Source organism: Gordonia sihwensis NBRC 108236 (assembly GCF_000333035.1).
Classification (GTDB): Bacteria; Actinomycetota; Actinomycetes; order Mycobacteriales; family Mycobacteriaceae; genus Gordonia; species Gordonia sihwensis.
In genome coordinates, this window is the sequence record NZ_BANU01000018.1 from 24827 (window position 1) to 41526 (window position 16700).

Consider the following 16700-nt stretch of genomic DNA (forward strand, 5'->3'; position numbering starts at 1 on the left):
TCCGATTCACCGGTGCCCGCCTAGTGCAGAGACAGGGTCGTGATGACGGCGTTCGCCAGGAACAGCAGCACGAAGCTGAGCACGACCGTTTGATTGACGGCGTCTCCGACGCCCTTGGGTCCGCCGCCCGCTTTGAAACCGAGGTGGCATGCGACGACGGCCGCGAGGAGTCCGAAGATCCCCGCCTTCAGTTCGCTGATGAGCAGATCCGAGGTGCCGGTCAGGATGGGAATGGCGGTGATGTACTGACCGGGCGTCGCCCCCTGCAGAAAGACTCCGTACAGATATCCGCCGGTCAGACCGATGGCAGTGACCAACCCGTTGAGGAACACCGCCACCACGCAGGAGGCGATGACGCGGGGCACGGCCAGACGCTGGATCGGGTCGATGCCGAGAACCCGCATGGCGTCGATCTCCTCCCGGATCGTTCGGGAGCCGAGATCGGCGCAGATGGCGGTGGCACCCGCTCCCGCGACGACCAGCACGGTCACGATCGGGCCGATCTCGCGGATGACCGCGATGCCTGCGCCCGCTCCGCTCAGATCGATGGCGCCGATCTCGTTGAGCAGCACGTTGATCTGGAAGACCACCATGACGCAGAACGGAATCGACATCAGCATCGTCGGGACGATCGAGACGCTGGCGATGAACCATGCCTGGGCGACGAGTTCGCGCCACTGGAACGGTCTGCGCGGCAGGGCCTTGAGAATCTCCCAGAAGGTGAGGAAGAAGGAACCGACCGTCTGAACGCCGTTGCGCGCCTTCCCGATTGCGGGAGCGAAAGCCGTCGTCATCGATTCACCGGACGCCCGACGGGCGTGATGGGCAGACGCAGCGCACCCGGTGCCGACTCCGGTACCGCCGGTGCGGCCGGCTGTACCGGTTCCACCCGCCGGTAGCCGAGGTACTGAGCCGGGCGGCTGTCGGTCTCGCCCTTGTTCGGCCACAGCGCCGCCGCGCGCTCGGCTTGCGCGGAGATCGTCAGCGAGGGATTGACGCCGAGGTTGGCCGAGACGGCCGAACCGTCGACCACACTGAGCGTCGGATACCCGTGCACGCGGTGATAGGGATCGATCACCCCGGTCGACGCATTCTCGCCGATCACGCAACCACCGAGGAAGTGCGCGGTCATCGGCACATTGAAAACCTCACCCCAGGTGCCGGCCGGAACGCCGCCGATCTTCTCCGCGATGCGCCGGGTGGCCTCGTTACCCGCCGGGATCCACGTCGGGTTCGGTCGGCCGTGGCCCTGGCGGCTCGACAGCCGCCGGCCGAACAGTCCGCGCCGGGTGAACGTGGTGATCGAGTTGTCGAGGTTCTGCATCACGAGCGCGATGATCGTGCGCTCGCTCCACCCCTTGACCGCGAGAATCCGGGCCGTGGCGATCGGGTGCCGCAGCATGATGCCGAGAAAACGCAGCCAGCGCGGCAGCCGCTGGTCGCCGTCGGTCATCGGCGACTGGAGCATGCCCATCGCATTCGATCCCTTTCCGTAGCGGACGGGTTCGATGTGAGTGTCCGCGGCAGGGTAGAACGACGAGGTAATCGCGACCCCGCGCGTCAGGTCGAGCGATTCGTCGACGCTGTAGCGAATGGCGCCGAGGATGGATTCGGAGTTGGTCCGGGTCAGTTCCCCCAGCCGCGACGACAACTCGGGCAGGCGCCCGGAGTCCTTCAGGTCGTGGAGCAGCCGTTGCGTGCCCCACGTGCCCGCTGCGAGGACGACGTTGCGCGCGGTGAACACCCGGCGGCGCTTGCGCATCCACGCACCGGTCCGGACGGTGTGCACCTCCCACGTACCGTCCCCGGCCAGCCGAAGGTCGGTGACGGTGGTGAGCGGATGGACCACCGCACCGATCTTCTCCGCGAGCCCCAGATAGTTCTTGAGAAGGGTGTTCTTCGCACCGTGCCGGCACCCGGTCATGCACTCACCGCACTCGATGCATCCAGTGCGGTCCGGACCGACGCCTCCGAAGTAGGGATCGGCCACGGTGCGGCCCGGCTCACCGAAGTACACGCCGACCGGTGTCTGGATGAAGGTGTCGCCGGCGCCCATATCGTCGGCCACCGACTTGACGATCGCATCGGCCGGAGTCATGTGCGGATTGGTGACCACGCCGAGCATCCGCCGCGCCTGGTCGTAGTACGGGCTGAGCTCGTCCTCCCAATCGGTGATGTGAGCCCACTGGGGATCTTCGAAGAAGGCGCCCGAGGGCTTGTAGAGAGTGTTCGCGTAGTTCAGCGAGCCACCGCCGACGCCCGCACCGGCGAGGATGACGCAGTCGCGGAGCAGGTGAATCCGCTGGATGCCGTATGCACCCAGCTTCGGCGCCCAGAGGAACCGCCGCAGATCCCAGCTCGTCTTCGCGAAGTCGGAGTCTTCGAATCGCCGTCCGGCCTCGAGCACGCCGACCCGGTAGCCCTTCTCCGACAGCCGCAGAGCGGTCACGCTTCCGCCGAAGCCGGAGCCGATGACGAGCACGTCGTATTCGGTCCGACTGGCGTGATCGGTCCGGTCGACGGCGGCGGTCGGTTCGGACTGAGCGGACTGTCGCGGTTCAGGCATGGGCGTCTCCGTCTGGGGTGATCGAAGCCGGGGCTGGCGGCCTCATCGGATGAGGTGATCTGCGCTATCGGTCATAGACACTGTGATTTGTACTGCACATTGTTTATACATGCGAGCGTCATATGTCAATCACATCGCCAGTTGTTCGATAGTTGTCAACGGCATTGGGTCATCGAGAATCGGGCCGTTCGCCCGAATCGTGGGAGGCGCGTCCGCACGTACACTGACGCCATGGGCGAGAGTCGGACCTTTCACAGCGAGGTCCGCACCCTGCTTCGGAACCGGATACTCGACACCGTCGGAGATCTCGTGATCGACCAGGGATGGTCCTCGGTCAACATGTCCCGGGTGGCGCGCGAGGTCGGGATCAGCCGGGCCGGCCTCTACAACGAGATGGGCACTCGCCGGGACCTCGCGGCGGCACTGGTCGCCCGCGAAGCCGATCGGTTCCTCACCGGCGTCACCGATGCGATCTCGGCGCACGCCCCGGACCTGGTGGAGGGGCTCGCGGCCGCCGCAGCCGCGACACTCACGACCGGCGAACAGAATCGCCTGCTGCTGTCCGTAGTCAGCGAGGGCTCCCGCGCTCGCGAGAACGAACTCCTGTCGTTGGTAGCGGTCGACTCCGAGACGGTGCTGGGGCGAGCGATGGAAGCGGTGGCGGAGCAGTCGCGGGCAGTGGCTCCCGGACTGCGCGACGAGGATCGGGCGACACTCGTCGAGGTGTACGTTCGTCTCACCGTGAGCCACCTGCTGCAGCCCCGCGGCGACCACGGCGCCGCCGTCGATCAGATCCGCTCCACCGTCTGCGGTCTGATGTCCACCTTCGATGTCAGAGGCGCCTGATACCTTTCAGACAATCAACAAAACAAGGTGTGAACAGCTGAAACACTCGGGGGAGGTGGCAGTGATGGACCACTCGCTGACGCTGCCGGATTCCCCCGCCGAACTGTTGGCCGACGCTGGGACGGCATCTCCACCGGACTGCTGGTCGAGGTCTCCGACCGCAATGCGCATCGCACCGCCGGTTACTTGAATCCGCACCAGTATCTGTCGCAGGGCCTGCGGTTGGGGACGCGGGAAGCCGGACGTCGGGTGCGCCTGACCGAGAACATCGGCAGCCTCTCGAACTTTCAGGGTGAAACGCTGCCGCCACGCAAACCCGCGACCGCCGCGGCGGTCGCCGATGGTTGCATCGGTGCCGAGCATGCCCTGGTGATCTCGGCGGTGCTGGCGAAGGTGCCGGGCTGTATCTCGCCGGAGGTCAAAGCGCGGGCTGAGGCGGAGTTGGCCGCGGCCGCCAGTGGGTTGAACCCGGATGATCTGGGGAAGGTCGGTGACCGGCTGCTGGCGCATTTGGATCCGGACGGGCAGGAGTCCGATCACGTCGACCGGCAACGCCAGCGCGGGTTGACGATCCTTCCGCAGGATCGGCAGTTGATGAGCCGGGTTCGCGGTGCGATGACTCCGGAGTTGCGGGCCAAGTTCGAAGTGATCTTGACCGCGTGGGCGGCGCCCGGGATGAACAATCCCGCCGATCCGGAGTCACCCACCGGAGCCATCGACAGCAACCACATCGACGCTGATGCTCTGGCTGGCGCACGAAGCCGGGACCTGCGCAGCGCCGCACAGCGCACCCACGATGCATTGCTGGCGTTGTGCGACTGGGTACTCGGTCACGTGGGGTTAGGTCGGCCGGACCGGATTCCGGCGGAGTTGGTCATCACCGTCACCGATCAAGAACTCGCCGCACACGCCGGGATCTCCCTGACCGCGACCGGTACCCGCGTTCCGATCGGTGAACTCGTGAGCCTCGCCGCCGACGCGGTGCCGCACCTGGCCGTGTTCCGGAATCACACCAGCGAGGTGCTCTACCAAGGCCGCGGAGCACGCTTCGCCGCCAAGGCGCAACGACTGGCCCTGTTCGCGCGTGATCGGGGCTGCACGGCGCCGGGTTGCGACCGCCCGTTCGCGCAGACTCAGGCTCATCATTCGCCGGACTGGATCACCGCGGGTGGTCGTACCGACATCGATGCTCTCGGTGCCGCGTGCGGACGCCACAATCGGGCCGTCGGCACCAGCCGCGGACAGTGGGAGACCACCGTCCTCACCGACGGACCCGACACCGGACGCATGGCCTGGCGACCGGCCACAGGCAGCGAGCCGTGGCGCCTGAACCCCACCCACCACGCCGGACAGGCACACCACCTGCACCCACCGCCCGCATCACGGGCAGCACCCGGTCGCCGCGCCCCGCCGCATCGTGCGGCCTGACCCGGAGCCGCCGGCGCCGTCGTTCCGCTCAACTCAGGTGATGCACTTCCTGCAGTCCGTACACCGGTGTGTCCAGCCCCTCGAACCGTGCCTTCAACTGCAGCGCCAGATACAACGAGTAGTGGCGCGACTGATGCAGGTTGCCTCCGTGGAACCAGAGTCCCGGCTGCTGCGTCGGCTTCCACATGTTCCGCTGCTCGCCCTCCCAAGGGCCGGGGTCCTTGGTGGTGTCCGAGCCCAGACCCCACACCTTGCCGACGCGATCGGCCACTTCCTGGCCCATCAGATCCGCCGCCCAGCCGTTCATCGAACCGTATCCGGTGGCGTAGACCACGACGTCGGCCGGAAGTTCGGTCCCATCCTCCAGAATCACCGAGTTCTCCGTGAGACCCTGCACTCCGCCCTTGGCGAGTTTGATGGTCCCGTCGGCCACCAGCTCGCACGCCCCGACGTCGATGTAGTAACCCGAACCGCGGCGCAGGTACTTCATGAACAGACCCGAGCCGTCGTCGCCGAAGTCCAGGTCGAATCCCGCGGCCTCAAGCCGCGCATAGAAGTCCTTGTCACGCTCCCGGATCTGGTCGTACAACGGGATCTGGAACTGATGCATGATCCGGTACGGCAACGATGCGAAGGTCATATCGGCCTTCTTGGTCGTCATCCCGTCGGCCACTGCCTGCTCGCTGTAGAGCGCCCCGAGACCGATCTCCATCAACGAGTCCGATTTCACGATGTGCGTCGACGACCGCTGGACCATCGTGGTGTCGACTCCCGCTTCCACGAGCGCCTTGCAGATGTCGTGGGCGGAATTGTTCGCGCCGATCACCACCACCTTCTTGCCCACATACTCATCGGGTCCCGGATGTCTGCTGGAGTGGTGCTGCTCGCCGGCGAACACGTCCTGTCCCGGGAACTCGGGGACGTTGGGCTTGCCCGACATTCCGGTCGCGAGCACCAACTGCGTCGGGTGCAGTGTCATCGGCTCACCGTCGCGGACGAGTTCGACGGTCCAGCGTCCGGCCGCCTCGTCGTAGGCGGCGGATGTGCACTCGGTCCTGCTCCAGTACGGCACCTCCATCACCTTGGTGTAGAACTCCAGCCAGTCGCCGATCTTGTCCTTGGGCGCGAACACCGGCCAGTTGGGCGGGAACGGCAGATACGGCAGGTGGTCGTACCAGACCGGATCGTGCAGGCACAGCGTCTTGTACCGGCCACGCCACTGGTCGCCGGGCCGATCGTGCTTGTCGACGACGATCGACGGAACGCCGAGCTGCCGCAACCTCGCACCGAGCGCGATTCCGCCCTGACCGCCGCCGATCACGAGGACATAGGGCTGGACGGCTCGGCCGAGTTCGGCCTCCTCGTCCTCCTTCTTCTCCGCCCACGACCGGCGGTCCGGGTCACTGCCGTGCACCGCGCCCCTCGGCCGGCGCACGCCGCTGGGCTCTTCGAAGCCCTTCAACTCCTGCAGGGTGGTGAGCAGGGTCCACGCTCGGTCGACGCCGTCGTCGTCCTGCTTGATGCGCAAGTGACCGTCACCGCGACCCACCCGGGTCTCGAACTCGATGAACGCCTCGACAACCCCGTCGGCCTCATTCGCCTCGTCCGTGCGCGCGAAGCCGCCGGCCGCTGCATCCGTTTGACGCGCGGCGAGCATCGCGACGATCTCGTCGTGTCCTTCGACCGTCTTCAGGTTCCAGGTGAACGCCACCAGATCACGCCAGAACGAGTCCGTCACGAACAACGAGGCGACCTGCTCCGGATCCCCCGAGGCCAGGGCTCTATCGAACTTCTCGAGCCAGGCGTCGATGCGTTCGGACGGGGTGCGCCGCCCGGTGTCCACCGGCCGATCCATGGTCTGCGTCATGACTGTGTCCTCTCACTGCGGTCATTCCAAGTTGTGATGCACAGCACACTCCTTCCCGTTGGGGCCGACAAGCGTTGCAGGGGGTTGCAACCGGCTTGACGACCGCGCGGGTGGGGGCGAAGCTGAATCCGTCATGTGACGACCACCACAGCGGCATGAGGGAGTCCGATGTCGAACGCGACGACCCGGCCGGTGCCGGAACCGGCGATCTCCTCCGGCGACGATCCCCGCGAGTTCGCGGCCGTGCTCCGCGCGGTGTACGACGCCGCACGATCGGGCGACAGACTGCCCGCCCGGCCGAGGTCGGTGATCGGGCAGTCGTGGGACCGGGTCACCACCGCGGGCGTCGATCCCGATCGCGGAGCCGGACACGACCCGCTCGATCCGGGTGAGGTGGAATGCCGTCGCGCCGAATCCGGACTGGCCGACGTCCTCGAATCGGTCACCGGCAACCTCGACGTCCTGATCTCCGGCGGGGAGAATCTCCTCGTGGTCGCGGACGCCTCCGGCCACGTTCTCTGGCGGTCGGGCGGGCCGCAGGTCCTGCGCCGCGCCGACCGACTCGGGTTCACCGAAGGAGCGTCGTGGTCGGAGCGGAATGTGGGGACCAACGCGATCGGAACGGCGCTGGTCTCACGCCAAGCCGTCCAGGTGTTCTCCGCCGAACACTTCGTCCGCACCCACCACACCTGGACGTGCACCGGTGCGCCGATCCGCGATCCGCGGACCGGCGACGTGATCGGCGTCGTCGACGTCAGCGGCCCTGCTCCGTCGATTCATCCCGCGACCCTCGCATTGGTCGACTCGGTGGCACGACTCGCGCAAGCGCAACTGCGTGATGCCCACCGCACCCGCCTCGACCTGCTCCGCAGCGTCGCCGCACCGATTCTGGCCCGCGCCGGAGCACCGGCCCTCGCGGTGGACCCCCACGGGTGGGTCGCCGCCGTCGACCGACTGCCTCCCCGCACCCGCGTCTGGCTTCCGCGGGACTTCAGCGCCGGGCGCGCACACGTCGGTGATCTGGGACCGTGCGACGTCGAGCCCCTTCCCGGCGGCTGGCTCCTGCGCGTAACCGATCCGGACGAAACGGCCACTACCACGCATGTCGTGCTCGTCGAAAGCACCGACGGGCCCGCGACAGTACATGTCGACTCTTCGGGTGCGGCATGGGTCCTCCATCCGTCACCGCGGCATCTTCAGATCCTCCGGCTCCTCGCCGCTCATCCCGATGGACTCAGCGCGGCCGAACTGTCGGCGCACCTGTTCGGAACCGCGGATCGAACCGTCACGGTCCGCGCCGAGATGTCCCGGTTGCGGCGCAAGCTCGGCGGGCTGCTGGTGGCCTCGCCCTACCGTTTCGCCGACATCGTGAGTGTGGAAGTGTCACCGGCGCCGACGTGATCTGACTCAGGTGCATCGGTCGTCTAGCCTGGATCAGGTATCGGCCGATGCCCAAAGGAGACGCATGTTCGTCATCGCACAGATAAGCGATCTCCACTTCGACGGCGGCCCCGACCACCGCAGGCGGGTGGCCGCGCTGATGGATTATCTCAACGGTCGCTGCGGCGGCCCTCGGAACGTGGATGCACTGCTGGTGACCGGCGATATCGCCGACGAGGGGCTCCCCGAGGAATACCGCGAGGCCCTCGACGCGCTCGTCACCGACATTCCGACTCTGATGACCCTCGGCAACCACGACGAACGCGCCGCGTACAACTCGGTGGTGACCGGGACCGAGTGCAGTGAACCGGTGAACTCGGCACTCCGTCTGTCCGGACTCCTGGTGCTCGCGCTCGACTCGTCGATCCCCGGCCGCTCCGACGGCTACATCTCCCGCGGCACCCTCGACTGGGCGCGCGCGCAGATAGCCGAAGCGGGCCCGGACACCGATGTGCTGGTGGCCTTCCACCACCCGGCGGTCCCGGTCGGGATCCCGTTCATCGACGACCGCAGACAGCTCGATCCCGGACTGCTCGCGGAGTTCGTCGGCGAGCACCCGAACATCGTCGGCTGCGTGGCGGGGCACGCGCACACACCGGCCGTGACCACCTTCGCCGGGCGGCCGCACGTCATCGCCCCCGGCGTCGCCTCGACCCTGAACCTTCCGTTCGAGGGCACCGACGTCCTCAACATCGCTCAGCGTCCCGGCGTCGCCTTCCACCTGATCGACGACGACCACCGGCTCACGACCCATTTCCGCGGAGTGCCGGTGTAGCTCGTCGGCCCACCGCGGATCACTCGTCGTTCAACTCGAACGCCAGCTGGTTGAGCCCTGGATGCTCGGGGTCGAGCCGTAGTCCTTCGAGCACCAGGTCCCACGCCCGTGCGCGCCCGTCGTCGCCGCCCGCCTCCACGGCCATGAGCGCCTGCAGATTCAGTCCGCTCAACGCCAGCGGAAGCCAGTTGGCCGCCGACGATCGCTCCACCACCGACTGCAGCAGCGCCTCGGCGCGCTCGGGGTCCGTGGACCGGAGGATGTCGGCGCGAGCGAGATCGAGCCGGGTTCGCTCGAAATCGACCGGACCGTCGACGCTCAGCTCGTCGTAGACGCGCTCGGCGCGCTCCAGCAGGCTCACGGCGGTGGCGTCGTCGCCCCCGAAGTGAGCGGCCAGAGCGGCGGATCGGAGCACCTCGCCGAGATCGTGCTGCGCGCCGAACTCGGCGAACAGCTCCGCCGCATGGTCGAAGTCGGCCATCGCCTCGGGGTGCCGTCCGAGATCCATCAGTTCGCTCGCACGCGCCTGATACAGCTGCGCGAGGTACCCGGGATGTTCGTCGCCCACCACCGTGTCGAGCACCCGGGAGAACGAGATCACCGCGTCGTCCGGGAGCCGAGCCGACGATTGCGCACGGCCGAGCACCGCGAGACCGGCAGCGACGGCATCCTCGTCGCCGCGCTCGGACATCCGGTCGATCACCGGCCGTACCGCCTCGATCACCCGCCGCGCGTCGTCGCCTCGCGAGAGCTGCATCCGGGCCAAGTCGATCAACGCGGCATCGGCTTGATGATCGAGGCCTTCCACCATCCAGACGGCGATCGCCTGCTCCTGATCGGTCACCGCACCGTCGAAGTCCTCGGCCGCCGTGATCCGGAGTTCGGCCCGCTGAGCGAGCAGAGGCGCACGCTGCGCGTACCGGGAGTTCTCGACGGCCTCGTCCAGCAGACGCAACGCCGCCTGCTCATCGCTCATCGACTGCAGTTGCGCGGCGAATCCCAGGACGCCGGCCAGCTGGGCGTGGGCTTCGAGGCGTTGGTCGGGCGTCGAGGCGGCCGCGACCATCCGGCGGGCTGAGACGAGCGCCGCGTCGATCTCGGCGTCGGGAGAGTATCCGGCGGCGGCCCGCATCGACGCCGCCATGATGTGCAGCGCCGCCGCGATCGAGTAGGCATCGGCCTCCGCCGAGCCCGGGCGCGACGCCATCTCGTCCTCCACGAGGCGGATCTCGCCCGCCAAGCCGCGTCGCAGCGTCTCGATCCCCGCGTCCACCGCACGGCCGGCTCGCTCACCGTCCACGGGTTCGCTCGCCACGGCGACGAAACGCCAGTAGTTCGCCTGAGACAGCGCGGCCCACGCCGGATCCGGGTCCGGCGCCGACAGGAGCCGCTGCGGATCGAGGACGCCCTGTGCCGCCGCCTCCACATCGGCCATGAGTTCGGCCTGCGCCGCCATGGCCGGATACTCCGCGCGCGCCGCCGCAGCGGCTTCCCGCAGTGCCGCCTCGGCGGCGTGACGATCGCTACGGCGCAGGTCGGAGGCCAGCATGATCCGGGCCCGCGCCAGGCTGCGGCCGGTGAGTTCGCCGATCCGGCCCGCGAGCGCCTCGGCGCACGCCTCGGCCCTGCGACTCGAGACCATGGAGAACACGGCCATGCCGCTCATCAACTCCTGGGCCGTCCGTTCGGCGACCGGCTTCACCCGGTCATCGGGCCGACCCGCGGCGCGGAGCGCCAGGGTCTGCTCGACCCACGTCGAGACCGCGCCGCTGCCGTTGCGGATGTCGAACCCCCGGGCGATGTCGCGCGCCACGTCGGCGAGTTCGGCCGCCAGATCGGCCGCCCGTCGGGTCCGGGCCGGACGACCCGGATCGGTGTGATGGGAGATCACAGCGTCCCCGTCCACCGCCGCGGCCGAAGCGAACGCCGCCGACAGCGCCGCGGCCAGCCGCGCCCGGTCGAGCGGCGTGAAGCAGTCGTCCAGATGGGGCAGGCGGCTCACCGCCAGATCCCGTGCCCGCCCGAGCTCACCGACGCGCAACAGCGCGGGAATGGCTTCGGCGTGGCCGGTGGAGCCCGGGAACTCACCGTAGATCCGGTCGATGTGCTCGGCCGCCAGTACGACGTCGTCGCGCCGGCCGGCCGCGGCGTAAGCACCGATCAGCGCGACATGCGTCTCGGCGGGGAAGAACCCGCATCGCTCGCCGTCGTCCACTAGATCCGGCTCCGACAACTCGAGCGCTCGCGCGTGATCGCCGCACCGGCTGTAGAGCGCCGCGACCATCGCTCGCGCACCCTCCCGGCAGGTGCCGGCCGGCGGAGCGAAGTCCCGGCACTCGTCGAGGAACCGGCGGGCCGCGTCGGGGTCGCCGCGGTGCAGTGCGATCTTCGCGCGCACCACCGCGACCAGCGCATCCGACTCGTAGCCCGTCCCGCGGGTCCGCCGGATCCAGTCGTCGAGCAGATCTCGCACTTGGTCGAGCGACAGTTCGGGGACGTCGGGCACCGATTCGAGGAAGTCGACGAGCGTGGTGTTGAGCTGTTCGAGCTGTGTCGGCTCCAAATCGAGCGTCGCCGCCTGGCGGTCGTGGGCCCGGAGCATCCACGCCAGCAGAGTCAGCACGTCGGCCGCGGTCCCGGACCACAGCGCCGCGTAGGAGGCCTCGAGCCGGACGACGAACCGCCAGTAGTCGTCGCCCAGTTCGTCGGCCCGGGCGATCAGCGCGGGAAACGCCCCGAAATCCTCGTGGCCGAACCGCGGATCCCCGTACCGCGCGTGCCAGAGGTCGTTGACGAAACTCTCCAGACGCGGATCGTGCGTCGGCTGGTCGGTCACCTGGCGCCCGCCCGAGTAGCGAGATCCGCCAGCAGCATCACGGCTTCGTCCACGTCCCTGGCCGCGTCCGACGACAACGATCGGTGCGCTCGCACCAACGCCTGGCTGTAGACCGTCCGGACCAGGGCGCCCGCCACCGTCGGATCGGTGATCGACGGCAACCGTCCCACGAGCGTGTTCGCCACGTTCAGCAGCAGCACCGGCCGGCTCGGCACCTGATGGTCGTGCGCGTCGACCGCGGCGACCGCGGCCAACCACGCGTCGGGGTCCCCGGCGACCTCCGACAGCATCTCGCGACGGTCGCCCGCGAGTTTCGCCGAGTCATCGGTCAGCAGCACACCCGAGAGTTCGCCGGGCTCGATGGCCGTCAGATCCACGTCGCAGCCGTACGGCGCCAGCGCGGTTCCCGCCAGGGCGAGGGCACCGGCGAACCGCGTCCGCACATCGTCACCGACGTCTCCCAGCGCGGTCAGCAGCATCTCCTGCGTCACGTACTCGCCGGTGATGTCGGGGTCGGCGGCGATCAACGCGCGGACCACACCTGTCTCGAAGGCGTAGCCGGCGTTGACCAGGCCGAAACCCCGGCTGCCCAGGATGTCGCCGAGGACGCGGAAGTCGTCGACGCTGCCGGTGTACCGCAGGTCGCCGAATCTCGCTCGGAAGGTCGCGAGCGGCATCGGCCCGTAATTGGTCTCGAAGACGCAGTGCCGGTCGACGAAACCCAGCAGTTCCGGCCGGTGGGCCGCGAGCGCCTTTATCCCCTGCTCGTGGACGCTGAGGAACTTCGCTCGTGTGGCGGGCCGCTGCTCGAGCCCGGCGAGCCAGGCCAGAACCTGCGCGCCGAGCGACTCGACGACGTCGTGGAACAGATCGTCGCGCACCACGCTCTCCCTCGATGCGGTCGGAGTCAGTCCGGTGGCGTCTACGACGACCCGCACGAAGAACGCCCACTCCGGGAGCAGCTCCGCGAGGTCGCCGACCAGGAGTCCCTTGACGTGGACGCGGTGCTCCGACCGTGCCACGAGGTCTCCGCCGCTGGGCGGAACGAACGCGACGCCGCGCAGACCCGCTTCGGGGATGTCGACCTGAAAGGTGTCGAGCGGAGTGAATCCGAACTCGTCCTGGCAGTAGGCGACCTGCGCGGCGACCCGGCGGCCCGCCTCGGCCGCGAAGACCTCGACCGGTGGATTGACTCGGCGTCCGTTCACCGTGACCGGGGTCGGGTGCAGGGCGGTGTATCGGGCAGCCAGCGAGGCCACGCGGTCGGGATCGAGCCACTGCTCGAATCCCGGACGTGCGCAGATCCGCACGGTGGTGCCGGTCTCGCTCCGGTCTCCCGGTCCGGTCTCGACGGTTCCGGACGCATCGCCCACCCACCGGACCGGGTCGTGTCCTTCGGCCTTCGACGAGACCTCGATCCGGTCCCCGGCCAGGAATCCGCTGAGCAGCCCGACGCCGAACTGGCCGATCGTCGCCTGCTCGGAGAATCCGAGCTCGTCCCGTTTCGAGCTGCGGCCGATGGTCCCCAGCAGCTCGGCGATCTGGTCCGCCCGCATCCCGACGCCGGTGTCGGAGATGACGAACTCGGCCCCGTCGGCCGTGATGACGATGGGTTGATCGACGCTCGGGCGCTCGGTCTGGGCGTCGATCGCGTTCTGAAGCAGCTCCCGGACGAATACGCCCGGGTTGGTGTACAGATTGTTCCCCAGTACATCGATGAGTCCGCGCAGGTCCACATCGAAGACCCCAGTTTGCTCCATGTCTGTCGATGGTAGGGGTCGCCGGTGACACTCCCGGGCCCCGGGATCGGCGAATCCAGTCGTCCGGCGAACCGAGGCCGCACCGCCCCCGGGACGACGAGCACCCCGCCGATCCGGACGGATCGACGGGGTACTCGAGTTCGGTGCCCGGTTACAGAGCAGCGATGATGTCTTCGACGCGGTCCTTCGCGTCACCGAAGAGCATCTGGGTGTTCTCGCGGAAGAACAGCGGGTTCTGGACGCCCGCGTAGCCGGCCGCCATCGAACGCTTGAAGACGATCACGTCCTTGGCGTTCCAGACCTCCAGCACCGGCATGCCCGCGATCGGCGAGCCCGGATCCTCCGCGGCAGCCGGGTTCACGGTGTCGTTGGCGCCGATGACCAGCACGACGTCGGTCTCGGGGAAATCGTCGTTGATCTCGTCGAGCTCGAGCACGATGTCGTACGGCAGCTTCGCCTCGGCCAGCAGCACATTCATATGGCCGGGGAGACGACCGGCCACCGGATGGATGCCGAACCGGACATCGATGCCCTTCGCGCGCAGCCGGGACGTCAGATCCGCGACCGGGTACTGCGCCTGGGCCACCGCCATGCCGTAGCCCGGGGTGATGATCACCGACTTGGCGCCGGACAGGAGCTCGGCGGCAGCCTCCGCGTTGATCTCGCGGTGTTCGCCGTAGTCGGTGTCGTCGGCCGGTCCGGCCTCGATGCCGAAACCGCCGGCGATGACCGAGATGAACGACCGGTTCATCGCTTTGCACATGATGTAGCTCAGGTACGCACCCGACGAGCCGACCAGCGCACCGGTGACGATCAGCAGATCGTTGCCGAGCAGGAAGCCCGAGGCCGCGGCGGCCCAACCGGAGTACGAGTTCAGCATCGAGATGACCACCGGCATGTCGCCGCCGCCGATGGAGGCGACCAGATGCCATCCGAGGAACAGCGCCAGAGCGGTGATGACCGCGAGCAGGATCATCGACGTGGTGTTGTCGTGGGTGTCGGACGCGACGTACACGCCCGTCAGAACCGCGAACACCACCAGCGAACCGACGTTGATGAAGTTCTTGCCCGGAAGCATCAGCGGCGCCGACTTCATCTTCGCCGAGAGCTTCAGGTTGGCGACGATCGAACCGGTGAGGGTGACCGCACCGATGAAGATGCCGATCGCGATCTCCGCCTCGTGGATGTTGGTCAGCGACCGAACGTTTCCGGGATCGACGCCTGTGACGTCGAAGCCTTCGATCGCCCCGTTCCAGCCGATGAGCACGGCGGCCAGACCGACGAACGAGTGCAGCAGCGCGATGAGCTCGGGCATGCCGGTCATCTCGACGATCTTGGCGCGCCACAGACCGATCAGCGCGCCGACGACCACGGCGCCGAACATCAGGACGATCGGCACCCACTTCATGTCGAGCGAGTCGAGGTCGACGATGTTCTTCAGGACCAGGACGATGGTGGCGACCAGCGCGATCGCCATGCCGACGATGCCGTAGGTCAGACCGCTCTTGGCCGACTCATGCTTCGACAGTCCGGCGAGCGAAAGGATGAACAGCAGCGATGCGATGACATACGCCGCAACGGTGATTGCAGTGATTCCCATGAGTGATCACGCCCCCTTGCTGAACATGGCGAGCATGCGACGGGTGACCGCGAAGCCACCGAAGATGTTGATCGATGCGACCAGAATCGCGATCGTCGACAGGATCTGAACGGTCACATTGTCGGACGCGATCTGCAACAGCGCACCGACCACGACGACACCGGAGATGGCGTTGGTCACCGACATCAGCGGCGTGTGCAGCGCGTGCGCCACATTGCCGATGACGTAGTAGCCGATCACGATCGCCAGCATGAGCACCGTGAAGTGCTGCGGGATCGGCGGCGGCGCAAAGGCCACCACCAGACCGAAGATCACGATCCCGACCAGCGAGAGCGCGACCTTCTTGGCGGGCGACATCGGCTCCTTGGGCGGGGCGACCTCGGCCGGTTCCGCGGCGGCGGCCTTCGGTGCCGCCGACACCTGTACCGGGGGCGGCGGCCACATGCCCTCGCCGTCGCGCGTCACCGTGATGCCGCGCTGGACGACGTCGTCCATGTCCAGCGTCAGCTCACCGTTCTTCTCCGGCGTCAGGAGCTTCAGCAGGTTGACGATGTTGGTGCCGTACAGCTGCGAGGTCTGCGCGGCCAGCCGGCCCGCGAGATCGGTGTAGCCGAGGATCGTGACACCGCCGGGGGTGACGACCTTCTCGTCGGCCACGGTGCCCTCGGCGTTGCCGCCGTTGGCCGCCGCCATGTCGACGATCACCGAACCGTTCTTCATTCCGGCGACGGTGTCGGCGCTCAGCAGTTTCGGTGCCGGACGGCCCGGGATCAGCGCGGTGGTGATGACGATGTCGGCGGCGCGGGCCTCCTCGTCGTACATCGAGGCGGTCGCGGCCTCCTGCTCGGCCGTCATCTCCTTGGCGTAGCCGTCTTCGGACTTCTCCGCCTCGAAGTCGACCTTGACGAACTCGGCGCCCATCGACTCGACCTGCTCGGCCACCTCGGGACGCACGTCGAAGGCACGCACCACGGCGCCCATCGCCGAAGCGGCACCGATCGCCGCCAGACCGGCCACGCCGGCACCGACCACGAACACACGCGCGGGCGGAATCTTGCCCGCCGCGGTCACCTGACCGGTGAACATCCGGCCGAACTCATGTGCGGCCTCGACCACTGCGCGGTAACCCGCGACATTGGCCATCGACGAGAGAACGTCCATGGACTGTGCACGCGAGATACGCGGTACCGCGTCCATCGCCAGCGCGGTGATGCCCGCACTGCGCAGCTTCTCCAGCAGTTCCGGATTACGGGCTGGAGCCATCATCGAGATGAGGACCGCACCGCGCCGCATACGGGCGATCTCGTCGTCCGTCGGGGCGTTGACCTTGACCACGACGTCAGCGGCCCACACCTCGTCGGCCGAACCCAGACGCGTGCCCGCCTCAGCGAACGCCCCGTCCGGCTGCTCGGCGCGATCACCGGCGCCGGCCTCGACGATCACCTCGTAGCCGAGCTGCTGCAGCTGCGCCACCGTCTTAGCGGTCGCGGCGACGAGAGTCTCGCCCGCCTTTGATTCCCGGGGGATACCGATCAGCATTTCACTGCCTCTCCCACACTCATATTCAGCTTCACCTTGTCTT

Annotated in this window: 10 protein-coding genes and 1 pseudogene; 4 read left to right on the forward strand and 7 right to left on the reverse strand. The window is 68.0% G+C overall.

Annotated features, from left to right (window positions below; genetic code table 11):
• Positions 1 to 20 precede the first annotated feature (20 nt).
• Positions 21 to 794 carry an MlaE family ABC transporter permease gene (locus tag GSI01S_RS12210; RefSeq protein WP_006896871.1) on the reverse strand — a complete coding sequence of 258 codons (774 nt, stop codon included), beginning with the start codon at positions 792 to 794 and terminating at the stop codon, positions 21 to 23.
• Positions 791 to 2566: a GMC oxidoreductase gene (locus GSI01S_RS12215; RefSeq protein WP_006896872.1), complete on the reverse strand. Its 1776-nt coding sequence runs from the start codon at positions 2564 to 2566 to the stop codon at positions 791 to 793. Before GSI01S_RS12215 ends, GSI01S_RS12210 begins: the two co-directional genes overlap by 4 nt.
• Before the next feature lie 231 nt (positions 2567 to 2797).
• On the opposite strand from GSI01S_RS12215, the gene GSI01S_RS12220 reads away from it, so the two are divergent.
• A complete protein-coding gene (locus tag GSI01S_RS12220) occupies positions 2798 to 3412 on the forward strand; it encodes a TetR/AcrR family transcriptional regulator (protein WP_006896873.1) in 615 nt (204 codons plus the stop codon).
• A 114-nt stretch (positions 3413 to 3526) separates the two neighbouring features.
• A pseudogene (locus GSI01S_RS12225) lies at positions 3527 to 4840 on the forward strand (HNH endonuclease signature motif containing protein); the annotation flags it as partial.
• A gap of 28 nt (positions 4841 to 4868) precedes the next feature.
• On the opposite strand, the gene GSI01S_RS12230 reads toward GSI01S_RS12225, so the two are convergent.
• A complete protein-coding gene (locus GSI01S_RS12230; RefSeq protein ID WP_006896875.1) occupies positions 4869 to 6707 on the reverse strand; it encodes a flavin-containing monooxygenase in 1839 nt (612 codons plus the stop codon).
• A 168-nt stretch (positions 6708 to 6875) separates the two neighbouring features.
• Here GSI01S_RS12230 and GSI01S_RS12235 point away from each other — a divergent pair, with 168 nt between their 5' ends.
• Positions 6876 to 8108, forward strand: a complete 1233-nt coding sequence (locus GSI01S_RS12235; RefSeq protein WP_006896876.1) for a helix-turn-helix domain-containing protein — start codon at positions 6876 to 6878, stop codon at positions 8106 to 8108.
• Positions 8109 to 8172: 64 nt separating this feature from the next.
• Positions 8173 to 8922 carry a metallophosphoesterase family protein gene (locus GSI01S_RS12240; protein WP_006896877.1) on the forward strand — a complete coding sequence of 250 codons (750 nt, stop codon included), beginning with the start codon at positions 8173 to 8175 and terminating at the stop codon, positions 8920 to 8922.
• Positions 8923 to 8941: 19 nt separating this feature from the next.
• Here the strand turns inward: GSI01S_RS12240 and GSI01S_RS12245 are convergent, their stop codons facing one another.
• The 4 genes from GSI01S_RS12245 to GSI01S_RS12260 all read right to left on the reverse strand — a co-directional run bounded on the left by GSI01S_RS12245 (position 8942) and on the right by GSI01S_RS12260 (position 16657).
• A complete protein-coding gene (locus GSI01S_RS12245) occupies positions 8942 to 11758 on the reverse strand; it encodes a hypothetical protein (RefSeq protein WP_006896878.1) in 2817 nt (938 codons plus the stop codon).
• Complete coding sequence (locus GSI01S_RS12250) at positions 11755 to 13518, reverse strand: HSP90 family protein (RefSeq protein ID WP_006896879.1); 1764 nt, start codon at positions 13516 to 13518, stop codon at positions 11755 to 11757. Before GSI01S_RS12250 ends, GSI01S_RS12245 begins: the two co-directional genes overlap by 4 nt.
• Positions 13519 to 13669: 151 nt before the next feature.
• Positions 13670 to 15118, reverse strand: a complete 1449-nt coding sequence (pntB, locus tag GSI01S_RS12255; RefSeq protein ID WP_006896880.1) for a Re/Si-specific NAD(P)(+) transhydrogenase subunit beta — start codon at positions 15116 to 15118, stop codon at positions 13670 to 13672.
• 6 nt (positions 15119 to 15124) lie between these two features.
• The gene (locus GSI01S_RS12260) at positions 15125 to 16657 is read right to left on the reverse strand and encodes a Re/Si-specific NAD(P)(+) transhydrogenase subunit alpha (RefSeq protein WP_006896881.1); all 1533 of its coding nucleotides are present in this window, start codon (positions 16655 to 16657) and stop codon (positions 15125 to 15127) included.
• Between the last annotated feature and the right edge of the window lie 43 nt (positions 16658 to 16700).